Source organism: Candidatus Avedoeria danica (genome assembly GCA_016703025.1).
GTDB classification, from domain to species: domain Bacteria; phylum Chloroflexota; class Anaerolineae; order Epilineales; family Epilineaceae; genus Avedoeria; species Avedoeria danica.
In genome coordinates, this window is the sequence record JADJCV010000004.1 from 1,834,441 (window position 1) to 1,859,117 (window position 24,677).

The 24,677-nt window shown below is 71.1% G+C and carries 16 protein-coding genes; 7 read left to right on the forward strand and 9 right to left on the reverse strand.

Annotated elements, in window-relative coordinates; all coding sequences use genetic code 11:
- Positions 1 to 173: 173 nt before the first annotated feature.
- The 4 genes from IPG72_10720 to IPG72_10735 all read left to right on the forward strand — a co-directional run bounded on the left by IPG72_10720 (position 174) and on the right by IPG72_10735 (position 4,603).
- Positions 174 to 1,880 carry an ABC transporter substrate-binding protein gene (locus IPG72_10720; protein ID MBK6769455.1) on the forward strand — a complete coding sequence of 569 codons (1,707 nt, stop codon included), beginning with the start codon at positions 174 to 176 and terminating at the stop codon, positions 1,878 to 1,880.
- 62 nt (positions 1,881 to 1,942) lie between these two features.
- A complete protein-coding gene (locus IPG72_10725) occupies positions 1,943 to 2,944 on the forward strand; it encodes an ABC transporter permease (GenBank protein ID MBK6769456.1) in 1,002 nt (333 codons plus the stop codon).
- Positions 2,941 to 3,849: an ABC transporter permease gene (locus tag IPG72_10730; GenBank protein ID MBK6769457.1), complete on the forward strand. Its 909-nt coding sequence runs from the start codon at positions 2,941 to 2,943 to the stop codon at positions 3,847 to 3,849. Before IPG72_10725 ends, IPG72_10730 begins: the two co-directional genes overlap by 4 nt.
- 43 nt (positions 3,850 to 3,892) lie before the next feature.
- Positions 3,893 to 4,603: a hypothetical protein gene (locus tag IPG72_10735; protein ID MBK6769458.1), complete on the forward strand. Its 711-nt coding sequence runs from the start codon at positions 3,893 to 3,895 to the stop codon at positions 4,601 to 4,603.
- Between the two features lie 27 nt (positions 4,604 to 4,630).
- Here the strand turns inward: IPG72_10735 and IPG72_10740 are convergent, their stop codons facing one another.
- The 3 genes from IPG72_10740 to IPG72_10750 form a co-directional block, all read right to left on the reverse strand.
- On the reverse strand, positions 4,631 to 7,117 hold the full coding sequence (locus tag IPG72_10740; GenBank protein ID MBK6769459.1) for an AAA family ATPase: 2,487 nt from the start codon (positions 7,115 to 7,117) through the stop codon (positions 4,631 to 4,633).
- 196 nt (positions 7,118 to 7,313) lie between these two features.
- A complete protein-coding gene (locus tag IPG72_10745) occupies positions 7,314 to 8,462 on the reverse strand; it encodes a transglycosylase SLT domain-containing protein (GenBank protein ID MBK6769460.1) in 1,149 nt (382 codons plus the stop codon).
- 172 nt (positions 8,463 to 8,634) lie between these two features.
- On the reverse strand, positions 8,635 to 9,642 hold the full coding sequence (locus IPG72_10750) for a hypothetical protein (GenBank protein MBK6769461.1): 1,008 nt from the start codon (positions 9,640 to 9,642) through the stop codon (positions 8,635 to 8,637).
- 88 nt (positions 9,643 to 9,730) lie between these two features.
- Here IPG72_10750 and IPG72_10755 point away from each other — a divergent pair, with 88 nt between their 5' ends.
- A complete protein-coding gene (locus tag IPG72_10755) occupies positions 9,731 to 12,481 on the forward strand; it encodes a glycoside hydrolase (GenBank protein MBK6769462.1) in 2,751 nt (916 codons plus the stop codon).
- 18 nt (positions 12,482 to 12,499) lie between these two features.
- Here IPG72_10755 and IPG72_10760 read toward each other — a convergent pair whose 3' ends face one another.
- The 6 genes from IPG72_10760 to IPG72_10785 form a co-directional block, all read right to left on the reverse strand.
- Positions 12,500 to 14,242 carry a hypothetical protein gene (locus tag IPG72_10760; GenBank protein ID MBK6769463.1) on the reverse strand — a complete coding sequence of 581 codons (1,743 nt, stop codon included), beginning with the start codon at positions 14,240 to 14,242 and terminating at the stop codon, positions 12,500 to 12,502.
- Positions 14,243 to 14,358: 116 nt separating this feature from the next.
- Positions 14,359 to 15,987 carry a glucose-6-phosphate isomerase gene (locus tag IPG72_10765; protein ID MBK6769464.1) on the reverse strand — a complete coding sequence of 543 codons (1,629 nt, stop codon included), beginning with the start codon at positions 15,985 to 15,987 and terminating at the stop codon, positions 14,359 to 14,361.
- A 221-nt stretch (positions 15,988 to 16,208) separates the two neighbouring features.
- Positions 16,209 to 19,505 (reverse strand): hypothetical protein, encoded by a 3,297-nt coding sequence (locus tag IPG72_10770; protein ID MBK6769465.1) that lies wholly within the window; start codon positions 19,503 to 19,505, stop codon positions 16,209 to 16,211.
- Between the two features lie 181 nt (positions 19,506 to 19,686).
- Complete coding sequence (locus IPG72_10775; GenBank protein MBK6769466.1) at positions 19,687 to 19,956, reverse strand: peroxidase; 270 nt, start codon at positions 19,954 to 19,956, stop codon at positions 19,687 to 19,689.
- A gap of 78 nt (positions 19,957 to 20,034) precedes the next feature.
- A complete protein-coding gene (locus IPG72_10780; protein ID MBK6769467.1) occupies positions 20,035 to 20,280 on the reverse strand; it encodes a carboxymuconolactone decarboxylase family protein in 246 nt (81 codons plus the stop codon).
- 16 nt (positions 20,281 to 20,296) lie between these two features.
- Complete coding sequence (locus IPG72_10785) at positions 20,297 to 20,758, reverse strand: MarR family transcriptional regulator (GenBank protein MBK6769468.1); 462 nt, start codon at positions 20,756 to 20,758, stop codon at positions 20,297 to 20,299.
- Between the two features lie 647 nt (positions 20,759 to 21,405).
- On the opposite strand from IPG72_10785, the gene IPG72_10790 reads away from it, so the two are divergent.
- A complete protein-coding gene (locus IPG72_10790; GenBank protein ID MBK6769469.1) occupies positions 21,406 to 23,949 on the forward strand; it encodes a sodium-translocating pyrophosphatase in 2,544 nt (847 codons plus the stop codon).
- Positions 23,946 to 24,617, forward strand: coding sequence for a DedA family protein (locus IPG72_10795; GenBank protein MBK6769470.1), 672 nt, complete (start codon positions 23,946 to 23,948; stop codon positions 24,615 to 24,617). The genes IPG72_10790 and IPG72_10795 overlap by 4 nt, the downstream gene beginning before the upstream one ends.
- Positions 24,618 to 24,677 lie beyond the last annotated feature (60 nt).

Here is a 24,677-nt window from a genome sequence, read left to right on the forward strand (position 1 = left end):
CCTGCACCGCACGTCACGGACGCCCTTGTCTTTGACGAGGTCATTGACAAGGGTTGCGGCCCTCGCTATAGTCGCCGACCACTCTGGGCCGCCTCCCACGCGGCGCCGATCGCACCCGCGATCGCGCATCCGCGGCATGCGATGCTGCCCGCACCACCCTGAGGAGATCACGCATGTCGCGCACCACCCTGCGGGCCGTGCGGGCGCTGGCCGCCGGCGTCCTGTTCGCCGGCGTAGCCGCCTGCGGCGAGCCGCCAGCACCGCTGCCCGAGTCCACGCCCATGACGGCGTCCTCCGCGCCCACCGAAGGACCCGAGGTCGGCAAGACGCCGGCCGACACGCTCGTCTTCGGCCACGCCGACGATGCGACGAAGCTCGACCCGGCCGACGTGACGGACAGTGAATCGCTCCTGGCCACGTGGCAGATCTTCGAGGGCCTCACGCGCTACAAGGCCGGTGGCACCGAGGTCGAGCCGGCTCTGGCCACGGAGTGGTCGGCCAGCGACGACGGTCTCACGTGGACGTTCAAGCTCCGGACGGGCGTGAAGTTCCACGACGGCACGGACTTCAACGCCGACGCCGTGGTCTGGAATTTCAACCGCTGGTTCGATCCCACCCATCCCCAGCACTTCGCCGACTGGGAGTTCGAGTACTGGAAATCGATGTTCCAGGGGCTGAAGGACGAGAAGAACGACGACGGCACGCCGAAGTCCGTCTTCGCCGGCGCCGAGGCCGTCGATGCCTCCACCGTCAAGCTGACGCTCAACCGTCCGAGCGCGCCGCTCCTGCAGAACCTGGCGATGGGCAACTTCGCGTTCTCGAGCCCGGCGTCCGTCGAAGCCGCCGGCAGCGCGTACGGCACGCCGAATGGCAGCCCGATCGCCATCGGCACCGGGCCGTACAAGGTGGCGGAGTGGATCAAGGACGATCGGCTGCTGCTCGAGACGAATGCCGACTACTGGGGCACCCCGCCGGCCACGGCGAACCTCGAGCTGCGCTCGATCCCCGACAACACGTCGCGTTTCCTCGCCCTCCAGAACGGCGAAATCGACGGCATGACCCAGCTCAACCCCGACAACATCGCCACGGCCCAGGAGGACACCAACCTGACCGTGACGTTCGAGCCGCCGAACAACGTCGGCTACATCGGCTTCAACCAGGCCAAGGCGCCGTGGGACAACATCGACTGCCGCAAGGCCGTTGCGCAGGCGATCGACAAGTCGGCGATCGTCGACACGATGTACGCCGATGATGCCGAGCCGGCGGCGCAGATGATGCCGCCCAGCCTCTGGGGCTACAACAAGGCTCTCACGGACCATGCGTTCGACATGGCCGGCGCCAAGACATCGCTCGAGGCGTGCCTCGCCAAGTCCACGCTACCGGAGAAGGTGCAGTTCTACGTGATGCCGGTGGCCCGCTTCTACTTCCCGCAGCCCAAGGAGTTGGGCGAGTACATCCAGGCGCAGCTCCAGGAGCTGGGCGTCACGACCGAGATCCAGTCGCCCGATTGGGGCACGCAGTACTTGCCCGACGTTCGGGACGGCAAGGCCGAGCTGTTCATGCTCGGCTGGGGCGGCGACAACGGCGATCCGGACAACTTCCTGTGCCAGTTCTTCTGCGGCGCCGAGTCGTCGTTCTTCAGCAAGGACGGCCAAGCGGCGCCGCCGGACGAGGCGCTCGCCACCCTCCTCAAGGAGGCCTCGGCGACGACCGATCCGGCCAAGCGAACGCAGATGTACGAGCAGGCGAACCAGATCGTGCACGACCTTGTCCTGGCCGTGCCGCTCGTCCATCGATCGCCGCCGATCGTCTTCCGCGCCACCGTCACCGGCTACACGGCCAGCCCGCTCCAGCACGTGCTGGTAGGGGTCAAGAAGTAGCATACGCGACCGGTCTCGGCTGGTCGGCACCAGCGCCGACCAGCCGCGCCAGCGCCTGACCCATGCTGTCCTACATCGTCCGCCGCGTCCTCGCCGTCGTCCCGGTTCTCATCGGGATCTCGTTCCTGACGTTCGCGCTCCTGCACGTGATCGGCAACCCGTGCGTTGCGCTCCTCGGCGATCACTTCACGCCGGACGCATGCGCGGACATCCGTCTGCGCTATCGACTCGACGATCCGCTGCCCGTCCGCTATGCCCACTTCGTCGGACGGATGCTGCACGGCGACCTCGGCAACTCGATCACGACGAAGCGCCCCGTCGTCGCCGAACTGGCCGAGAAGCTCCCAGCGACGTTCGAGCTCGCGCTAGCCGCCATCGTGCTGGCCGTCCTCGCCGGGATACCGCTCGGCATCGTGGCCGCCGCGCGCCACAACTCGGCCATCGACGTCGGCGCGATGGTCTGGGCGATGCTCGGCGTCTCGATGCCGGTGTTCTGGCTCGGCCTCATGCTGATCTACGTCTTCGCCTTCCAGCTCGGCTGGTTCCCGAGCCTCGGCCGGCTGCCGTCGGGGCTCACGATCCCGCGCTGGAGCGGGATGTACACGCTCGATGCGCTTCGCACCGGCGACATGCAGGCTTTCAAGATCGTGCTCCAACACCTCGCGCTCCCCGCGTTCGCCCTCTCCACGATCCCGGCGGCATTCATCGCCCGCATCACGCGCTCGAGCATGCTCGAGGTGCTCGGTCAGGATTACATCCGGACGGCACGGGCCAAAGGCGTGACGGAGCGGGCGGTTGTGGCCCGCCATGCGCTGAAGAATGCGCTCCTGCCGCTCGTCACCGTCATCGGCCTCCAGACCGGGGCGCTGCTCTCGGGCGCCGTGCTGACCGAGACGATCTTCGCCTGGAACGGCGTCGGCCGCTGGACGGTCGATGCGATCACCGGCAGTGATTACCCGGTCGTCCAGGCCGGCGTGCTCGTGTTCGCGGTGACGTTCGTGTTCATCAACCTCATCGTCGACCTGTCCTACGTCTGGCTCGACCCGCGCATCCGCTACGAATGAGCGCCCTCGACCTGGCGCTGCCGCCGCGCCCAGCACCCGCCCGCTCCCCGCTGCGCGACGCGATGCGCCGCGTCCGGGCCAGCCGCCTTGCGGTGGCCGGCCTTGGCATCATCGGCTTCCTGACCTTATGCGCCATCGCCGCACCGTGGATCTCGATCCAGCACCCGGACGCCGACGGCATCTGGTCGGCCTTCATGCGCGACGCCAAGCAGCCGCCGTCGCTCCGACACTGGATGGGGACGGACAAGCTGGGACGCGATCTGGCCAGCCGCATCGTCTACGGCGCCCGCACGTCGCTGCTCATCGGCGTGACGAGCGTCTCGCTTGCGATCGCCGTCGGCGCGGCGCTCGGCGCGGTGGCGGGCTTCTTCGGTCGCTGGGTGGATGCGGTGATCATGCGCCTGATGGACGTCATGCTCGCGTTCCCAAGCCTCTTGCTGGCGCTCGGGATCGTGGCGCTGACCGGCCCGCGCCTGCTGAACGCCATGCTGGCCGTGGGCATCGTCTCGATCCCGACATATGCGCGGATCGTTCGGGCCAGCGTTCTGGCCGAGGTTGGCAAGGACTACGTGACGGCCAGCCGGGCACTGGGCGCGAGCCCGATGCGCCTCCTGCTCCACCATGTCATGCCCAACGCGCTGGCGCCGCTCATCGTCGCTGCAAGCCTCGGCATCGGCACCGCCATCCTCGAGGCCGCCGGCCTCGGGTTCCTCGGCCTCGGCGCCCAGCCGCCCCTCGCGGAATGGGGGCTGATGCTCGCGGACAACCGCCAGAGCATGACCAGCTTCTGGTGGCTCGTCACATGCCCCGGCGTCGCGATCATGCTCACCGTCCTCGGATTCAACTTGCTGGGCGACGGCCTGCGCGACGTCCTCGACCCACGCCTGCGCGGCGGTCGACGATAGCCGCGCGGCCCCATCCGACCCACCACGACCAAGGAGCGCTCTCGTGAACCCAACCCTGCACCCGGACACCGCGCGACGACATCCCAGCCGGCTCACCGCCGCGCTGCTCGCGCTGTGCGCCACACCTCTGCTCATCACCGCCTGCCGCCCATCGCCGTCCGGCGATGCGGTTGGCGACGGGGCGAGCACCGCCATCACCGCCACGCTCGGCGCCGATGCCTCCGGCAGCATCACTCCGCCGGCCGGCGCCGCCGCGACGGGTGCCGTGACGTCGACCGCGGCCGCCATGCCGACGACGGCCGAACACCTGACCGCCGAAGACGAGGCGGCCATGATCTCGCTCATCCGCACGCTGTTCGGTCCGGTGACGGGCTCCGCCGAGCCCGACATGCAGGACACGATCGTCCGCCAGATCTCCACCATTCAGCTGCGGGCGCTGCGCGGCGAGGAAGGGCCGACGGCAGGCGTCTACGGCTATTCGGCCGGGCTCGTTTGGATCGTCGGCTTCAAGACGTCGGCGCCGCTGACGCTCTCGACGTTTGCGGCCGACGAGTCGACGCTGATCGACCTGAAGGACCTCGGCCCGACGGCATCGCTGGCGGGGCCGGACGGCAAGACGAGCGTCTACTACATCGTCTCGACCCAAAGCGTCGAGGGTGACCGTCGGTTCGTGCCGATGAGCCAGGGCGTGCTGGTGGAAGGCAAGTCGAAGTGGACGCTGGACGATCTCGCCAAGCTGCCCGCTACGCCGTGAGGGTCGGTCGGTGCGGCGCCTGCATGCTCACTCGTCCCCGTCCGGCGCCGTCGGCCCTGGCCGCCGTGGCCGGCTCCGCCGCGTCGGGTGGGGGCTGGCCGGCTCGTCGCCGGACTCCCGCCGCCGCGCGCTGAACGCGGCCAGCCGGGCCTCGACCGCCGCGTTGGCGGTGCCGTCCGGGTAACGGCCGTCGGCCGCGCGTTCGCCGGCCGGCAGACCGGTCAGGAGCGACAGACCGGAATCGACGTGATCGACGGTCCACACGTGGAACTGACCGGCCGCGACAGCCTTGACGACGTCAGGGCGCAGCATGAGATGTTGGGCGTTGGCGGCCGGGATGGCGACACCTTGCGTGCCGGTCAGGCCATGCAAGCGGCAGACATCGAAGAAGCCTTCGATCTTCTCGTTCACGCCGCCGATCGCCTGAACCTCGCCCGACTGGCTGATCGCACCGGTGACGGCCACGTCCTGCCGGAGGGCGACGCCCGCGAGCGCCGACAGCAGCGCGTACGCTTCGGCCGACGAAGCGCTGTCGCCGTCCACCTGGCCGTACGACTGCTCGAACGTCAGGCTCGCCGCGATGGCCAGCTGGTCCTCCGGCAGGTAGCGGCCGGCAAGGAAGCCGGAGAGGATCAGCATGCCCTTGCTGTGCAACGACCCGCCAAGCTCGACCTCCCGCTCGATATCGACGACCTCGCCGCCGCCCTGTCGCACGCGGGCCGTGACGCGCATCGGCAGTCCGAACTCGAACTGGCCGCGGCTCACGACAGTGAGCGCATTCACCTGCCCGATCGCGACGCCGTGGGTCGCCAGGTTGATCAGCCCGCGGCTGTAGTGGGTCAGGATCTGCTCGCGCGCCAGATCGGCCCGCCGCTCGGCAGCAGCCAGCGCCTGCGCCACGTGACCCCGCACGACGAGTGTGTTCCCGGCCTCGCGGGCCCAGTGGTCGGCCTCGCGCAACACGTCGGCGATCGCCACGAAATCGGTCGTCAACCGCTTCTGGTCCTCGACGAGCCGTGAACCGTACTCGATGACGCTCGCCACGGCGTCGGCATCGAACCCCAACAAACGCTCGCGCGCCGCCAACGACGCGACGAAACGGGCGTAGTGCCGGCTGCCGACCTCGTCGCGCACCATCTCGTCCGAGAACTCGGCGCCCACCTTGAACAGATCGACGAAGTCCGGGTCGTAGTCATGCAGCAGGAAATAGGTTCCGGCGTCACCGATCAGGATGACCTTGCACGTCAGCGGGATCGGCTCCGGATCCAGGATCACGGTTGTCATCGTCGATGCCGGCTCAACGGGCGGGCTGATGTCGATACGCCCCGTCTTGAGCGCCCGCTTGAGGGCCTCCCAGCTGGCCGGGTGCTGGGCGAGCTCGTCCATCTCCAGAACAAGATAGCCCCCGTTGGCCCGATGCAGTGCGCCGGCGCGGATCAGCGTGAAATCGGTGAACAGCGCCCCCATCACCTGTTGCTGCTCGATCCGCCCCACCAAGTTCGGCAGCGACGGCAACGTCTCGAAGACCACCGGCGTTCCGGCCGACAGCGAGGCATCGACGATGACGTTCACCCGGTAGCGCCGGAATCGCAGGTCGTCGCGTACGTAGGACGGCGGCGGCGTCGGCCGCGGTCCCTCGCCCTCGCCATCCTGCGACGGCACGAACAAGTCGAGGTGGTCGAGGAGGTCGTCCGACATCGCCGCCAGCCAGCCGATCACGCCGTCCACGGACTTGAATCGTTCCCGCACCGGAACGATGCGCGCCGCGATCTCGGCCGCTGCCGCATCCCGCTCGAGCTGCTTGATCTGCCGCACGCCCTCGACATCGACCGCCCGCACCTGCCGCAACGTGGCCTCGAGCTCGTCCTCGAGTTCCTCGAGCTGCTCCCGAAGGACTTCCTGCTCCTTCTCGGACAACTTCGCGAACTCATCGGGCGGCATGACGTTGCCGGACGGGTCGAGCGGCATGACCGACAATCCCCCCGGTCCTTGCACCAGGGCGAGGCCGCGCGTCTTGGCGTGCACCGACACTTCACGCAGGAGCTTGTCCTTGCGCCCGTCGAGCTCCGTGACCAGCCGGTCGCGGCGACCGACGTAGACCTCGCTCTCGAACGCCTGGGGCAGCACCGTCAGCAGGTCGATGAGCAGCGCATCCATCGCAGCGGCCAGGATCGGCGCCCACCCTGTCGGCAACCGAAGCGCGCACGGCCGGTGGGGCTGCGCGAAGTTCGCGACGTAGCACCAGTCGTCCACCTCCGGCCGCTCGCGCGCGACCTCGCTCAGGAGGTGCTGCACCGTCGTTCGCTTGCCCGTGCCGGGCGGCCCGTACACGAAGATGTTGTAGCCTGGCCGGCGCACGGCGATACCGAACGCGATCGACTCGACCGCCCGCGGCTGGCCGATGATCCCCTCCAAAGGGGAGAGTTCGGACGATGTCGTAAACCCGAGCGTCGCAGGGTCGCAGGCAGCGAACAATCCGCTTACCGTGACGGGCGTGGCAGCTTCCAGCGTCAACCTCCAGGCACATCGCACGGCACCAAACGCCGTTCCGTTCGGCGCCGGTCGGAGCGGCGATTGTACACCACGCGCTCCGCCTTCCGATCCGCAGGTCCCCGCGTTCGCCGGCACAGCGTCCACCGCCGGTGATGCACGACGCCGCGACCCGTTGCCGGGCGCGGCGTCGTGAACCGAAGGGAACCCGGGAGGTAAGCTAGGGTGTGAGGGCCGCCGCCAGAACGATCTTGTCGGATGCGGCGTCGACGAGGCGCTGTCCGCCGGCGGCGAGCCACGACCGGTACGTTGCGCTGTCGGCGTCCCGCCGCTCGCGCCACATGCCGCCGACCCAGCGCTGGTAGCTGGCCGTCTCCGCGAACAAGGGCTGGCCAGTGGTCAGGTGCTGACCGACGTGGCCCGGACCCCCGTTGTAGGCTGCGGCCGCAAGTTCGACGGACCGCTGCCAGTCCGGATCGTCCGCCAGTCCGAACGCGCCGAGCATCGAAGCAATGTAGGCCGTGCCGAGCGTCAGGTTTGTGTCCGCGTCCGCCAGCGCGGCGAGGTCGAAGTCGCGCATCCCCGCCCGGTTCGCCATCTCGAGGGCGGTGCCCGGCATGAGCTGCATCAGCCCCCGGGCTCCGGCGGAGCTCGTGGCATCCGGGTTGCCGCCGGACTCGACGAGCACGAGGATGGCGACGAGGTCGGGATCAACGTGCGCCGCGGAGGCGACGGCGGCAATCTGATCGCGGTGGCCGAGCACCGAGTCCGGCAGCCACGAGATCGTCACCGTTCGTGCGTCGGCAGCCGATGCGCTGTTCACCGCCGCGGCTCCGCCCGGCTCCGACGGAACCGCGCTCGATGGTCCAACGGGCGCAAGCCATTCGGCCGGAGCTGCGGCGTCATATCGCAGCTCGGGCACGCGCCCGGCGGTGATGATGACGGCGTCGACCGGCAGGAAGCCGTAGGCGCTGGCTCCGGCCGGCGTGACCACCTCCACCCAGTACGCGCCGCTGTCGTCCCGACCCGTGCCGGCCGGCCCCGTGCCGAATCGACCCGTGCCGGCCATCGATCCGCCGACGGCGACGATCTCCCCGACGCCCAGCAGGCGGCCGGGCGCGCCGCCGGGCGCGTCGGCGAGGGCGGCGCGTTCGCGAAGCGTACCGGTGGCCTGCGGGAAGAAGACGGCGGCTGATGTTGATCCCACGCCGGATGGCACGTCCGCGTTCAGAACGCGCGCTCCGGCGCTCAGGACGAGGCAGGCCGCGACGAAGGCGACGAACTTGAGGTGGCCGACCGCAAACCCGACGAGCGGTGGCAGGGCGACGTCGGTGCCGTGGATCGGGTGGGCGGCGGAGTGTGTGGTCATGTCGACCTCCAGTGGCCGGTCGGGCCGGCGGCGGCGCGTCGTTGCGACGACGGCGGCGAGAGGAGTGCCGCGCTCGAATTAGCACGGATGTTCTATGAAGCGCGACCAGTGTATCAGGAACGTTTGTTCTATGTCAAGGGGGTGTGGATAACTCGGCGTTCGCCCCGGCGCCCTATGCCCGCCCTGCCCCGTCCGGTCGTTCGGACGTGTCGCCCGCCTTGGGCCCGTCCGACCACGGCTCGGTCGCGGCGGTCGGCTTGATCTTGTGCGGGTGATCAAGGGCCTTCAGCACGTCGCCCAGCACGCCGAGCCAGACCTTCACTTCTGCCGTCGTCAGCACCTGGCGGCTCAGGCTGGCGCGGATGCGCCCGAAGAAGCGCCGCGGGTTCTGCAACGGCAGCGCCCGCGTCCGGTCGAGCGTCAGCCACAGGCGAGCCCAGAGCCGTTCGAGCTCGGCCGCCGTCGCCGCATCGTCCGCGCCCGGCGCCGCGGGAGCCGTGGGCGAACGGCGATGGGTGTACACGTGGTGCGCCGCCAGGAGGACGGCCTGCGCCAGATTGAGGCTCGGCAGCTCGGGCGACGTCATGAGCCGCGCCCGCGCGCTGCACTGTCGCAGGTCGCCGTTCGACAACCCGTCGACCTCGTTGCCGAACACGAGCGCCACGTCGCCCTGCGCGCTGAGCGTCGTCAGGTCGTCGAGCAGCACCTCGAACGGCACCGGGCGCGCCTCGCTCCTGGCCGAGCCCGTCGTGAACGCGATGCTGTAGATCGTGTCCGCCAGAGCCGTGCCGAGGTCGCCGACGGTGTCGGCGTGCTTGATGATCTCCCAGGCGTGCATCGCTCGCCGCCGCGCTTCGGCACTTCGCGGCGCGCACACCGGCGCAACGAGCGTCAGGCGCGTCAGCCCCATGTTCAGCATCGCGCGCGCCACTTGGCCGAGGTTGCCGGCCTCGCGCGTGCCGACGAGGACGATCCGCACGCCGCCCAACCGCACGCCCTCCGCGGCCGATTCCGCCCCGATCGCCCTCCGCCGCGGCTTCACGATCCCCCGCTCGCGCGCCAGACGCTGCTGGCCGAGGCGCGGCCGGCCGGCCTCGGGCTGGCCGAGTGCGGGCCGGCCGGGCCGGGGCAGGCGGGTGCCCGAAGGTCGCTGCGTCGCGTCGTCGGCGCCGGTCGTCATGGCGGGCGATGGTATCACGTTGCCTGGCGTCGGCGCGGCCCGGGTTCATGGACGGCACTGCCTCCCCGGGCTAGAATCGGCGCCGCCGATGTCCCACCCGATGACCCGCCGCACGCTGCTGTCGCGCCTGCTCGCCCTCGCGACGGTCGGCGCCGCACCATCCGTACGCCCCGGCGGCACGTCGCAGCGCGCCGCGCTCGCTGCGGCGGCGCGGATCTACATCGCCCCCGACGATCACACGGACTACTTTTGGACGGCCGACGACGAGACCTACGCCCGGGTGTTCGTCGAAACGCTCGACTTCTACCTGGACCGGATCGACGCCTCCGAAGCGGCCGGCCTGCCGTCGGCGCACCACGCCCGCTGGAACTGCGACGGCTGGCTTTGGGTCCGGGAGTACGAGGAAGCCAAGGACGCCGCGGCGTTCGATCGCCTGATCGGCCGGATCAAGGACGGCCACATCAGCGTGCCGTTGAACGCGCTCGTCCTCGTGCAGGGCGGCGCACCGCTCGAAGCGGTGCTGCGCGGGATGTTCTACCCGGGCCGGTTGGAGCGCCGCCACGACGTTCGCTTGCCGCTGGCCGTGGCGATGGAGAACCAGACGCTGCCGTACGGTCTCGGCAGCCTGTGGGCGGGCAGCGGCGCGCGCTACAGCTGGAAGGGCATCTGCGGCTGCTCGTCGCGCGTGCCGACGGCCGGCGACCGACCGCACGACATCTATTGGTGGGTCGGCCCGGACGGGCAGCGGATCCTCATGAAGTGGCACAGCATGCTCGGCGGCAACGACGGCTCGGGCGGCTACGCCGAGATCCGCAGGGTGGCGGATGCGATCGAGTACGTGACGCCCGGCACCGGCGACGCCGCCTTCCGCGAACGCTACCCGTTCGACGTCATCGGCCTCTTCGGCCAGGGCTGGGACGATCTGGCGACCCGGTCCGATGACGTCACCGAGGCCGCGCGCACGCTGTCCGACGCCCGGCGCGAGGTGCGCGTGTCCAACGAGGTCGACTTCTTCACCGACTTCGAGGCGCGCTACGGCAACGGCATCCCCGAGCACGGCGCCGCGTTCGGCAACGAGTGGGATGTCCTCATCGCCTCGATGAACGAGACGACCGCCCGCGTCCGCCGCGCCGTCGAGCGCCTGCGCTCCGCCGAGGCGCTGGCGGCCGTCGTGGGCCTCCACTCGCCCGATGCGTTCGACGACCTCGCCTCCGCCCGCGACCGCTGCTTCGGCAACTTGGGCCTCTACTACGAGCACGACTGGACGGCCGACGGCCAGTTCCCGCGCGAAGTGCGCGCCGCCTGGCAGGTCCGGCTGGCGGACGAGATCGAAGGTTATGTCGAGCAACTGCACGACCGAGGGACCGCGCACCTCGGCCATCAGATCGGCGCCGGCGGCCCGCTGCCCGCGCCGGTCGAGCCGTCCGCTGCCGTCGAACGGTGGTTCGTCTTCAACCCCCTCGGCTGGTCGCGCACGGACGTCGTCGACCTGGCCGTCGCCGGCGGACCGCGCCCGGTCCGCGTGATCGACGTCGAGCGCGGCCGCGACGTGCCGCACCAGTGGTGGAGCGATCCGTTCGACGCCGCAGCGCCGCCGGCACTGCGCGTCCTCGCGGCCGACGTTCCGTCCGTCGGCTACCGTGTTCTTGCGGTCGTCGACGCCGGGTCCGGTTCGAACGACGCGACACATGATGGACGCGTGGCCCTCGACGGCGATGCGCTCGTGAACGACCACTTCCAAGTCGATGTCGGGGCCGACGGCCGGCTGGTGCGCTTGATCGATCGAGCGAGGGCGAACCGCAATGTCGGCCCGCGCGACGGCGACCGCTGCAACGCGCTCGTCCGACGCGACGGCGGCGATGACGGAGGCGGGGCAGCAACGGCGACGCGGCGCGCAGCCGCGACCGGCCCGGTGACCGCCGCGTTCGCTGCCGCGATCGATCGTCCGCGCCGCCACACGACGGCCGTCAGCGTGCACGCCGGCGTCGCGCGGATCGACATCGACAGCCGGATCGAAGAGAGCTTCGACGAGGTTCTCGCGTGGTCGTTCGGCTTCGGCATCGACGATCCGCTCGTTTGGCACGAGGAAGTCGGGGCGATCATAGCGGCGCGGCTGCTCGGCGACGGCGGCCACTACAGCCCGCGTGCGGCGCGCTACGACTGGCTCACGCTCAACCACTTCGCGGCGATCGGCCCGCGCACCGGCGACGGCCCGTGGATCGTGCTGGCGAACCGCGACTGCTCGTTCTTCCGCCTGGGCATGAGCACGCCCGAGCGCCTCGTGACGGACGACCCGCGCCTGTTCGCGCTCGCCGGCGGCCAGGTCGACGGACCAACGCTCGGGATTCCCTCCCAGGGCGACGTCACCGAGCACCGCTACCGCTTCAGCGTGACGACGATGGACCGCTTCGACGCCGCCGCCGCCATGCGCTTCGCCCTCGCCGCCACGAACCCGCTCGTCGCCGGCCGCGTCACCTCGTCCGTCGGCGGCCGCCCGTCCGACACGTGGGGGCTGTTGACCGTCAGCGACCCGGACGTCCTCCTATGGGCGCTCAAGCCCGCCGAGGACGCCGGTCCCGGGCACCTCAGCGTGCGCCTGTGGAACCTGGCCGATCGCCCCGCCACCCCCCTCGTCCGCATCCGGCCTCCGCACGCGCTCACCGGCGCGCTGCGCACGACGCACATCGAAACCCCGATCGCCCCCGAGGGCCTGCGCGGCGGCGCGCTGCCGGCCGAGCTCGGCAAGGCCGAACTCGGCACGTGGCAGCTGTCCATCGGCCGTCCGGCGCGAACGGGCGGGCAGGTGATCTGGCTGCCGGAGCTGCGCAACGACGTGTGATGCGCCGCCGGTGTTGCGTCACGGCCGCTGCACGATCCGCACGTAGTTCGCCCGCCCCCCCACCGGCACCCGCCACAGTCCCCCACTGGCCGTCAGCCGCACCTGCGGACAGCATGCCCCGCTGCGCAGCGCATCGTCCGGGAACGTCGTCAGCAGCGCCGTCTCGCCCGGGAAGGCGGGAACGCTGAACGTTCCGGCCGTGCCGTCGGGACGGCGGGCGATGATCGTGCGCACGCCGCTGCGCGCCGGGCGGAACTCGTAGGCCAGCGTGCCGCCCGACGAGATGTCGCGCCCATTGCCGTCCGTGTGCTGGATCGTGTGGCGCAGGATCGGGAAGGCCAGCTTGGGGGCGTGGTCGCTGCGGACGAGGCCGCGCTGGTGCTTGCCGGCTTCCTGGCCGGCGAAGTCCGTCCAGGCGAACCAGTAGACGCGGGCCACCGGACAGCACGCCAACACCTCGGGCAGCTCCTCGGTGAGGAAGCGGACCTGCCCAAGCTCGCTCGTCGCGTCGCCTTGTACGGTGCGCCGATAGGTCTCGGTGATCCAGATCGGTTTGCGCAGGCCGCGCCGCGCCAGGCGGTCGGCGATCATCGTGTACTTCTCGGGGCCGGTCGGCTCGGCCGGGAAGGCCTCTTTGAGCTCGGGGAACCAGTGGTAGCCGACGTAGTCGAACCACTTGCCGCTGTCGAGGGCGAGGAAGCCGTCGAGGAAGTCGCGGTGGAAGATGTCCGTCGTGGCGTACGCCAGGTTGCCGAACGACACCGGGATGTCCGGGTCGATCGCCTTGACGGCGCCGTACGCCGGCTTCAAGAACGCCAGGTACGCGGCCGGCCGATCGCCCCAGCAGCCGATCTGCGGCGGCATCGGCTCGTCCTTGCCCCACTCCGGCGGCCGCGCCCGGTCCGCCTCGGTGACGACCGACTTGCCGTCGACCTCGTTGCCGATCTCCCAAGCCGCCACGCGGTACGGCGCCTTCCCGTACCGCTCGGCCGCCGCGCCGACGAACGCCGCCCAGTCCGCCGCGCGTTCCGGCGTCCGGTAGTCGAAGCCGCAGCGGTAGACCATCGCCCAGGCCGGGTAGTCCACGATGCTGACGACGACGTCGAATCCGGCCCGCGAGTACGCGCCGATCAGCCGGTCCGGCGTCGACCAGTCGTACGCCGGCGGCGTGCGCAGCTCGGGTTCGACGATCGACCACCGCAGGTGCATCCGAATGCTCCGCGCCCCCGCCTCCTTCAGCCGCGGCAGCTCGGTGGCGATGTCCGCCGCGCTGAGACCCGCGTCCTCCTCGAACGTGAACTGCGCGCCCCAGACGACGGACGCCCGCGGGCTGGCCGGCACGGCGTTGCGCGTGACGAGCGGCAGCTGGATGCTGGCGGGCGACCCGACGGTCGGCGTCGGGGCGTGCGTCGGCGCGATGTCGGGCGTGCCGGAGGCGCGTGGCGTCGGGCCGATCGTCGATGTCATGGCCGGCGTCGCGGTGACCGCCGGCGTCGACGTCACCGCGGCGGTGGCGGTGATCATCGGCGTCGGCGCCAACGTGGCGCTCACGCTCGGGGTGGCGGTCGCGACGACGGTGGCCGTCAGCGCCGCCGTTGCAGTGGCCGTAACCGGTGCGCCGGGCGGCGGGTCGTCGGCTCCGCGGCGCGCGTCCGGTCGGGGCTGTCCCAGCGGCAAGCATGCCGCGCTCAGACCAAGCGCCGTGCAGGCGACGGCCAGGGCAAGCCAGCGCGGCCATCGGCGAACGAAGCGGACCGACATCAGCACCATCCTGTCAGGTAGCGACGAATGCCAAGGCGCCGCGGGCTGGGCGTGGGATCGACCAATGGACACCCGCGGAACCGCCGGCGGTTCCGACGCACGACGCGGCGGGGCGGTTACGCGCCGCCGATGCGAACGACGAACGGGGGTCGCCCGAGCGCGGCCAGGGCGGCGGCGTCGCCGGCAGCCTGGGCGGCGATGAGCGCACCGAACGTCAAACCGGCGTCCGGAATCGGCACGTCGTCGTCCGGCGCGTGGCCGACGTCGCCGTCAACGAGCTGGAGGCAGTGTACCCACGCCGGCCCGCCCTTGTGGAGCTGGCCCGTCGAGTGGAGATAGCGCGGTCCGTACGCCCACGCGATAGCCGCGCCCGTCGCGTCGCCGAGCGCCCGCGCCAGGCCGTCCAGCGCGGCGTCGTTCGCGGCCGTCGGCGGCAGAAAGGCCTGCACGGCGATCGCCCCCTCCGGCGGGATCGCCGCCAGCCATGGCCGGGCGACGCGAAGGACGTCGGCGATGTCGGCGGCCCGCGGATCGCCCGCCTGGCCACCGGCTTCCGGCCGTGCCGACCCCTGACCGGTCGCAGCCGCGCGTGCGAATCGCTTGGCCGCCTCGACGTCGGGCTGGTCGAACGGCTGCACGCCGATCACGAGCGCGGCCGTCGCCGTGGCGACCTCCCATTCGAACAGAGCGGCGCCAAGGTCGGCCGGTGACCCCATCCGCACGCGGACGCTCGCCGACGACAGCCCGTCGCCCTCCGGCTCAACGGCGTCCGTCGGGCCGACCTCGATGACCACGCGGTCGGCCCGACGGCCCGATGCGCCGCTCCACGGCCGCGCCGGGAACAGTCCACGCCCCCGCTTGCCCAGGCTCTCGCCGAGGAGCTGCTCCAGCCAGCCGGTCATCGCGTCGAACGGCGGCCGGGCATCGATCAACAGCGTGTCCAGGCCCGCCACGGCCCACTCGCCGAGGGCGGCGCCGAGCACGATGCCCGACGCCTGCTCGACGGAGGCGAATCGCTCGGCGGCCCCGTCCTGTCCCGCCCGCGCCGTCGCCGCGCCCGCCAGCACCGGCGCGACTTCGACGCCGGCGAGCATCGCCGGCAGCAGGCCGAACGGCCCGAGGACGCTGAACCGCCCGCCGACGTCGCCGGGCGCCAAGACGCACGCGCGGAAGCCGCGCTCCGCCGCGAGCGACGCCAGCGGCGAGCCGGCATCCGTGATCGCGATGCAGTGCGCGGCCGGATCCGCGACGTTGGCGCGGAGGCGCTCCCACCAGTGGGCAAAGTGCGCCGTCGTCTCGACGGTCGTGCCCGACTTGCTGGCGGCGACGACGAGCGCGCGGGACGGATCGACGACCGCATCGACGCTGCGGACGAACGCTGGGTGCGTGCTGTCGCACACGATGAGTTCGGGCGCGCCGGCGGCACGCGGCAGGCTGCGGGCAAGGACCTCGGCGCCGAGGCTCGAGCCGCCCATCCCGAGGAGGACGATGTGGCGCATGCCGTCGGCCCGCGCCTGATCGGCCAACAGCTGCCAGGCAGAGAGCGATGCGGGCGAGGTGACAGGCAGGTCGAGCCAGCCCAGCCGAGCGGCGATCGGGTCGTTGGGCGTGTCGGCGATGCCGGCGTCCGTCCAAAGTGCGGCGTCGTGCGCGAAGAGGCGGGCGGCGACAGCGGCGGTGCGCCATGCCGCAAGGCGCGCGGCGATGGCGGCCGCGGCGGGGCCGGGCTGGAGGTGGATCGGCACGGCGACTAGTACCCCGTCACTGCTGAATCTCCGGGTTCCGAACTCTGGTGGCTCCTCCGAGCGTGTCCAGTGGCGGGGTACGAGTATAGGTCGCCGCCGGTGTCGATCATCGGCCGATCGCTCGACTTCGGCGCCCGGCAGCCAGGCCCGGCCATCAGGGCGTACCGGACAGCGGTCAGCCACGTCCACCGACCGGTCGTCAGCGGTGTCGGCCGCGCCGATCACCACCCGCCGCCGAGCCGCAGCGCGGTCGGGAAGAACGCTTCGAACGGCACGTCCGTCCCGACCTGCAGGTGCGGTCCCGGCTGCGACGCGGCAAAGTCGACCCGTATCCAGCCGCCCTCGTTGCCCAGCTCGCGTTCGCCGTCGAACGCCCACGGCCGGCCGGAGCCGAACACGGGCGGCATCCCGAGCGGCGCCGCCACCGTCACGCCGCCGACCGCCGACACGCGCAGCCGGTGCGCGCCGGCCCAATCGCCGACCCGCCGCTCCGCCCGCACGGCGAACCCGGTCGCCCCCGCGCCCACCACGGGCGCGAGGCCGTGCCAGTCGAGGTCCAGCGTGGCCGTGCTGAACGCCGCCGCGGGACCGTCGAGGAGCGCACCGTCCCGGTAGATGCGGACGTTCCACGCGGCCGGCGGGCGCGTGCCCAGCGCCGTTACGTGCGAGCGCCAAGGGTCCGCCACCCAGAGCGTGCCGTCCCCGCCGTACGCCAGCCCGGCGGCGCGCACGATGCCCGTGCCGGGCGGCCCGTCGCTGCCCCAGGCGTCCAGGAACCGCCCGTCCCGCGACACGGCGACGACGCGGGCCGTGATCCCGTCCGCGATCCGGAGCGAGCCGTCCGGCGCGACGGCGATCCCGACGGGTTCCTTCAGCCCGGCCGCTGGCGTAATCGTGCGGTCGACGACGCCCAGCACGGTGCCGTCCTGGGCGTAGTGAACGGCGCGCACGTTCCCGGTGTCCGCCACCCAGAGCGTGCCGTCCGGCGCGGCGGCGAGGTGGTGCGGTTTGTACAACCGCACATCGCCCGGCCCGACGCGCCACTCCGCCTCGAACGTGCCGTCCCACGCAAAGCGCGCGATGCGGTGGCCCACGGCATCGGCGACGAAGACCCGCGTTCGACCGTCCGGTCCGGCCGCGACCGCGACCCCCGACGGCGACGTGACGTGGCCGGGCGCGTCGGAGAGGCGACGCCAGACCCGGCCGATGCCGCCGTCCGGCCGGAGGCGGTAAATGGCCGGTCGGAAGCCGCCCACGGCGATCCAGAGACCGCCGTCTTCCGCCGCCGCGACATCGTACGGGCGCGGGTCGATCGTTCCCTCCGCGGAATGCGTCTCCGGCACGCTCCAACCGCGTCGAATGACGGTCCGCTCGTCCGTCTCGAGCGCGACCGCCTGCGGACCGTTGAACGCGAACAGATACGTGCCGTCCGGTCGGAAGTCGATCGCGTTCGCAGAAAGGAAGATGATCGGGAACGGGATCGACTCGAGCAGCGTCCCGTCCACTGCAAATGTGAGCACCCGGCCCTGGTCGGCCTTCGCGGGCTTCCGCGTGACCACGACGACAACGCCGTCCGGTCGGACGCCGATCGCCTCCGGCTCGCCGTGCTTCAACACGCCGAACACGTCCGCGCCGAAGTCCCCGAGCGTCCGCCCGTCCCGCGCCAGGCGCACGACGCGCGCGGGCGCGATGTCGATCACGAGCAGCGTCCCGTCCTGCGCCACGGCGAGGCCGCGCGGCTCGGCGATGCTCGGGTCCAGCGCGATCGTCTCGATCACCGTCCCGTCGCGCCGCAGCCGGACGATGCGCCGTGCCGGCACCTCGAGCACCAGGACGTCCGCCCCGTCCGCGACGATCTCGAGGCGGTGCGACCACTCGAACTGAAATTTATAGGAGCCGATCTGCTGCGGCGCGAAGATCCCCGCGGCCCACACTTCGGCCGCCGTGCCGTCCTCCCGCAGCCGCACGATCCTGCCCCGCTCGTTGTCCGCCACGAGGCACGTGCCGTCCCCGAGCGGGAGGAGCGACACCGGCCGAAGGAGGTCGTCGTCCTTCGCCCGCCGCACGCCCCAACTCCGCCCAAGCCCCCCGTCCGCGTCGACGAGCCGCGCGAGGCCCGTGCCCGCGTCGGCGACCACGACGCCGCCGCCCGGCGCCGGCGCGAGTGCCACCGGACGCACGAGCGCGTCGCCGTCCGGCGCGGGCGCCGGCCCGACGCGCAGCGGACCGCCGTGGCGATCGAACCACGCGAGGCGCCCGCGGGCGGCCTCCGCGACGACGACGCCCCCGCCGTCCGTCGGGGCGACCGCGACCGGCTCGTCGAGGCCCCCGCCGCCCGGCTGCGCCAGAACGTCGGCCGTCCACGTGCCGAGCCATCGGCCGTCCGGGGCGGCGACGGCCACGCCGGGTCCGTCGCCGGCCACGATGAACCGCCCGTCCGGCGCGACGGCGACGCGGCGATGGTGGTCGATCGACCCGCGCGACGACTCCGGGCCGCCGAAATCGCGGATCCACACCGCCGACACCGTGCCGTCGGTTGCGAACCGATGGACGAACCGGCCCGAGTAGCTGTCCACGGCATAGATCGCGCCGTCCGGTCCGCTGGCGACGCCCGCCGGCTGGCACGGCGTGTCGTAGTACGGCACGCCCATCGGCGACGAGCCGCCGTAGCATCGACCGAACTGGCCGGGCGCCAGGCTACCCGGGTAGACGGACGTGCCGAGCGTGCGCACCACGGCGCCGCGCCCGTCCAGCACGACCGCGCGCCCGAGGCTGGGCTGGGCCGCGACGAGCCCGTCACCGTACGGCGCGAGGTCGCCGGCCCGGACATCCCAGTCCGCCAGCACGGCACCCGCGCCGTCGAAGACCCGGATCGGCCCGGCCCGAAGCGCGACAGCGATCCGCCCGTCCGCGAGCACCGCGAGGCCCCACGCAAACCCCTTGGCCGGGTCGTCGCCGGGCGCGCATGCCGCGGCGCCGGGCGTCGTGGGTGACAGCACGCAGATCCGGGATACGAACGCTCCCCAGGCCGTGAAGCGCTGCACCCGACCGTTCATCGGGTCCGCCGCGTAGACGTCGCCGTCCGCGCCGACCGCCAGCGCCGTGGGACCGCAGAAGCTTTCCCCGTCGTGGTCGATCCTGCACCCGGGCCCGAACTCGCCCGGCCCGCCCCCCGGCCCGCCCCAGGCCCCGATCACCTCGCCGGACACGGCGAAGCGAACGATCCGCCATTGGTCTTGGTCGACGACGTACGCAGTGCCGTCCCGTCCGAAGGCGACCGCGCCCGGCCGGGTGAGCGGTTGCGTCGGGGTCTCGGCACCGATGTGCCGCACGTAGTGCCGCTCGAGCCCGTTGCCGTCCGCCCCCGGTTGGGCCGCGGCGGGGCGGGCGCCGGACGCGACGAGCACCGCGAACGCCATGGTGGCGGCGACGGCTGCGGCACGGGCAGCGCCGGGGCGGGCAGTTCCGGCGCGGCAGAGGAACGGGTTCACGGGGCGGGCGACGGCAAGGCGATGCATGGTGAGCGACCTCGTGGGGCGATGTGCGATACGTTTCGGAAGCGAAAGCGCCTCGAGCGGGCGGGCCGTCGCGCGATCGCGGCGCACGCAGCTGGCTGTGCGCACCCCCCATGACATCACGACGACGCGACTGGTTCCACCCGGTCGCTCCGACAGGCAACCGCGCTCAGCGATCCTGCGGCTACGGCGCCCCCGCCACCTCCCACGCCCGCACGAAGTCCTCGGGTTCGATCCCGAGCCCGTCCGCGATCCGGTTGATGTAGTTGAAGTACCCGATCACCTGCGCCGCGTCGTGCACGCCCGCATCGTCGAACCCCGCCGCTCGCAGCGCACCGACGTCATCCGCCGTCATCGCCCCCGGCGAGTGCGTGAGCTTGTCCGCGTACGCGCACAGCGCCGCGTCCGGCGCGGCCAGCGGCGCGGTCCGCCAGTCCATCGCGACGGCGTTCACGTAGGCGTCGGCATCGGCCGCCGACAGCCCGAGGTCCGCTTCGACCTCGGCACGGAGGTCGTGGGCGTGCGCCCGCGTTCAGTAGCGGCACCCGTTCAGGCGCGAGACGACGCACGCCAGCATCTCGCGCTGCGAGCGCGTGAGGGGCGACGGGCCGAACATGATCGCACCGTAGAAGCGCATCGACGCTTGGAGTACGCGCGCGTTCTGGCTCATCAGGCTGACGATGTGCCAGATCCGGCCGGCGCGCGACAGTGCCGCGTCGTACTCGGCCTTCAGCAGCCCTTCGGCATCGTCGTGGCCGATGACCTCGATCCACGGCATCGCGCGCGCCGTTCGGTCAGGCGCTGCGTTCGGCGACGGCGGACGCCACCGCGCGATCGAGCGCTGCGGTCAGACGCGCGGCGTCATCCGCGGTGAGCGCGCCGCCGAACAGCTCGGCCACGCTGGACGCATACACCGGCCAGGCGGTCGCGAGCGCCTGCTCGCCGGCGTCGGTCAACGCGGCGTACGCCCCGCGCCGGTCGTTCGGGCAGCGCTCACGCCGCAGCAGGCCTTCGGCCTCCAGCCGGTCCACGAGCCGCGTCAAGCCGCTGCGGCTGAGGACGACGTGATCCGCCAACTCGTGCATCCGGCGGCGGTGGTCCGGCGCGTCGCGTAGCGCGAGCAGCACATCGCACGTGCCGAGGCAGACGCAGCCGGCCTCGGCCAGGCGGTGATCGACGGCTTCGACCAGGCGCGCATGTGCGGTCAGGAAGGACCGCCAGGCGCCGAGGACGCCCTCGCAGACGTAGGGTTCCATGCGGCCGATCATAGCACAGCAGATTATGTCGTTGGGACTGTCATCGCCCGGACCACTGCACGCGGTCGATTCCGGCACGAACGCACCGGTTAGGCCGACCACGGGCGCCGTCGAGCAGCGCCACGGTGCCCCCGTCGGGCGCGACGGAGACGCCGTCGCAGCTCTGCGGCACGAATTCCGTGTCCAGATCCACTCGACATGAGGCTCGCCACGAGTCGAGTGGACCTGGACATGCGCTGCTCCGCGTGTGTGATGGTGTGTAGTGCGTGGTGCAGTGTGTGGTGTGACGCGAGCGATCCGGTCACCGTCGCGTGCCAGGATACGTGTCATTCGAGCCCATCGAATGCCGCGAAACCGCCGCGCGACCGCTGATTACCCGACGCTGTCCTCGCGGCACCCGGTCCGGTCGCCGCGGTCGGCGGTCCGATGAGCCCCGTTCCGACTGGACAATCGCCCCTCCAGACTGGTATAAGCCCGTTCGCTTCACCCCCGTAAGCCCGTGCCTCCGCCGCGCAGCCGCCCGCCGCGCGCCGAGGAACGCGACGGGGATGCGCCGCCGGGCGGGCCGGGCTTCAAACGATTTCGCGCCGGCACGCCGAACACACTCGACTCAACCCACCACCAATGGAGGCCACACCATGCTGGCGATGGCTCGTTCGATTCGATGCGCGCTGCAACCGGTTTGCGCGCGCACAGTGACCCGCCTCGTCGCGGCCACGTCGGCCGTCACGCTTTGGGCGCTCGACCGCGCCACCGTCCTCGCCGCGAGCCCCCTCCAGGAACACACGGGCGGCGGCGAGCTCTCGCTCGAGCTGCCGGCGAACATGTGGACGGACGCGCCCTTCTTCGGCGGGACGATGGGCGCGCGGCCGTTGCTGCTCGGCGGCGTCGTGGTTTGCGTCCTCGGGCTGCTCTTCGGCTGGTGGACCTACCAGCGCGTGAAGGCGCTGCCGACGCACAGCTCGATGCGCGAGATCTCCGAGCTGATCTACGAGACCTGCAAGACCTACCTGCTCACCCAAGGGCGATTCCTCCTCATCCTGTGGGCGTTCATCGCCGCCGTCATGCTCCTGTACTTCGGCGTCTTCGCGAACGCCGGGCCGACGCAGCTCATCCTGATCCTCGTCTTCAGCCTGATCGGCATCGCCGGCAGCTTCGGCGTGGCATGGTTCGGGATCCGGATCAACACCCTCGCCAACAGCCGCACCGCCTTCGCGGCGCTGCGCGGCAAGCCGATGGGGATCAGCGTCATCCCGCTCCAGAGCGGCATGAGCATCGGCATGCTCCTGATCAGCGTCGAGCTGATCCTCATGCTCTTCATTCTCCTCTTCGTTCCGAATGCCTATGTGGGCGCGTGCTTCGTCGGCTTCGCGATCGGCGAGTCGCTCGGCGCCGCGGCGCTGCGCATCGCCGGCGGCATCTTCACGAAGATCGCCGACATCGGCTCCGACCTGATGAAGATCGTCTTCAACATCAAGGAGGACGATGCCCGCAACCCCGGCGTCATCGCGGACTGCACGGGCGACAACGCCGGCGACTCGGTCGGCCCGACGGCGGATGGCTTCGAGACGTACGGCGTGACGGGCGTGGCGCTGATCAGCTTCATCCTGCTGGCCGTCACGGATCCGAACGTCCAGGTTCAGCTCCTGGTCTGGATCTTCATGATGCGCGTCATGATGATCGTCGCCAGCGGCCTGTCCTACATGGTGAACAACCAGATCACGAAGTCGCGCTTCAGCGGCGCGGCGACGATGAACTTTGAGTCGCCCCTCACGTGGCTCGTGTGGATCACGTCGATCGTGTCGGTCGTGTTCACGTACGCAGCGTCGATGATGCTGATCCCGGCGATCGGCGGCGACCCATCGCTGTGGTGGAAGCTGGCGACGATCATCACATGCGGCACGCTGGCCGGGGCGATCATCCCCGAGCTCGTGAAGATCTTCACGTCCACCGAGTCCCGCCACGTCGAAGAGGTCGTCACGGCCTCGCGTGAGGGCGGGGCGTCGTTGAACATCCTGTCCGGCCTCGTCGCCGGCAACTTCAGCGCCTTCTGGCTCGGATTGGCGATTGTCGGCCTGATGGCCGTCGCCTACGGCGTCAGCACGCTCGGCCTCGGGGCATTGATGGCGGCGCCGGCCGTCTTCGCGTTCGGCCTCGTCGCGTTCGGCTTCCTCGGCATGGGCCCGGTGACGATCGCCGTCGACAGCTATGGCCCGGTGACGGACAACGCGCAGAGCATCTACGAGCTGTCCGTCATCGAGAGCATCCCGGGCGTGGCCGGCGAGATCGAGAAGGCGCACGGCTTCCGCGTGGACTTCGAGCGCGCGAAGGACCTCCTGGAGGAGAACGACGGCGCCGGCAACACGTTCAAGGCCACCGCCAAACCGGTTCTCATCGGCACGGCGGTGGTGGGCGCGACGACGATGATCTTCTCGATCATCGTGACGCTGGCCAAGGGCCTGCCCGGCGCACCGACGTCCTTCGCCTCCCCTGCCGAGCTCCAGACGGCGCTCGACGCCGCTTCCATCTACCTGTCCGTCCTCCACCCGACGTTCCTGCTCGGCCTGATCACGGGCGGGGCGATGATCTACTGGTTCACCGGCGCCAGCATGCAGGCCGTCGTGACCGGCGCCTACCGGGCCGTCGAGTTCATCAAGGCGAACATCAAGCTGGACGACGGGGGCGACAGGGCCTCGGTCGAGGACTCCAAGAAGGTCGTCGAGATCTGCACGCTCTACGCCCAGAAGGGGATGTTCAACATCTTCCTGGCCGTGTTCTTCGGCACGCTGGCGTTTGCCTTCGTCGAGGAGTGGTTCTTCATCGGCTACCTGATCTCGATCGCGCTCTTCGGGCTCTTCCAGGCGATCTTCATGGCCAACGCCGGCGGCGCATGGGACAACGCCAAGAAGATCGTCGAGACGCACCTCAAGGAGAAGGGCACCGAGCTGCACGCGGCCACCGTCGTCGGCGACACGGTGGGCGACCCGTTCAAGGACACGAGCTCGGTGGCGATCAACCCGGTCATCAAGTTCACGACGCTCTTCGGCCTGCTCGCAGTCGAGCTCGGCGTGAAGATCGGCGCGTCGCAGGGCCAGACAATTCGACTCGTCGTCGCGCTCGCCTGCCTGGCCGTGTGCCTTGCCTTCGTCTACCGCTCGTTCTACGGCATGCGGATCCGGTCCGCCGCATGATCGGCCAGTTCATCGACGTCTTCCTCCACCTGGACCAGCACCTCAATACCTGGGCCGGGGCGCTCGGCCCGTGGCTCTACGTCCTGCTGTTTGCGATCGTGTTCTGCGAGACCGGCCTCGTCGTCACGCCGTTCCTGCCCGGCGACTCGCTGCTGTTTGCCGTCGGTGCGCTGGCGACGACGCCCGGCTCGCCGATCCACGTCGTGACGGTCTCGCTGCTGCTGATCGTGGCCGCCATCCTGGGCGACGCGACGAACTACGCGATCGGGCGGCGCGTCGGCCCAAGGGTCTTCAGCCGCGAGTCGTCGTGGTTGCTGAACAAGCAGCACCTGATCCGGACGCAGCACTTCTACGAACACCACGGCGGCAAGACGATCTTCCTGGCCCGCTTCATGCCCATCGTCCGCACGTTCGCGCCGTTCGTCGCCGGCATCGGCCGGATGGAGTACCGACGCTTCGCGGGCTACAACGTCGCGGGCGGAATCACGTGGGTCGTGCTCTTCATCGGCGCCGGCTACCTCTTCGCCGACCTGCCGATCGTCAAGGACCGCTTCCACTACGTGATCCTGGGGATCATCGGGGTGTCGGTCCTGCCGATCGTGTTCGAGTTCGCGCGGGCGCAGATCGCGGCGCGCAAGCAGCGGCGGCTGCCGGAGGACGGGGCGTAACCCACCGCGATGCCGCGGCGCTGCTGTCCGCCTCCCGCCACCGCGTGGGGGCGGGCACGG

Coding starts and splice junctions, on each gene's coding strand:
- IPG72_10790 (MBK6769469.1), top strand. CDS start 21,406: ATGGCTCGTTCGATTCGATGCGCGCTGCAACCGGTTTGCGCGCGCACA.
- IPG72_10725 (MBK6769456.1), top strand. CDS start 1,943: ATGCTGTCCTACATCGTCCGCCGCGTCCTCGCCGTCGTCCCGGTTCTC.
- IPG72_10780 (MBK6769467.1), bottom strand. CDS start 20,280: ATGCCGTGGATCGAGGTCATCGGCCACGACGATGCCGAAGGGCTGCTG.
- IPG72_10745 (MBK6769460.1), bottom strand. CDS start 8,462: ATGACCACACACTCCGCCGCCCACCCGATCCACGGCACCGACGTCGCC.
- IPG72_10785 (MBK6769468.1), bottom strand. CDS start 20,758: ATGGAACCCTACGTCTGCGAGGGCGTCCTCGGCGCCTGGCGGTCCTTC.
- IPG72_10750 (MBK6769461.1), bottom strand. CDS start 9,642: ATGACGACCGGCGCCGACGACGCGACGCAGCGACCTTCGGGCACCCGC.
- IPG72_10760 (MBK6769463.1), bottom strand. CDS start 14,242: ATGTCGGTCCGCTTCGTTCGCCGATGGCCGCGCTGGCTTGCCCTGGCC.
- IPG72_10730 (MBK6769457.1), top strand. CDS start 2,941: ATGAGCGCCCTCGACCTGGCGCTGCCGCCGCGCCCAGCACCCGCCCGC.
- IPG72_10720 (MBK6769455.1), top strand. CDS start 174: ATGTCGCGCACCACCCTGCGGGCCGTGCGGGCGCTGGCCGCCGGCGTC.
- IPG72_10755 (MBK6769462.1), top strand. CDS start 9,731: ATGTCCCACCCGATGACCCGCCGCACGCTGCTGTCGCGCCTGCTCGCC.
- IPG72_10770 (MBK6769465.1), bottom strand. CDS start 19,505: ATGCATCGCCTTGCCGTCGCCCGCCCCGTGAACCCGTTCCTCTGCCGC.
- IPG72_10795 (MBK6769470.1), top strand. CDS start 23,946: ATGATCGGCCAGTTCATCGACGTCTTCCTCCACCTGGACCAGCACCTC.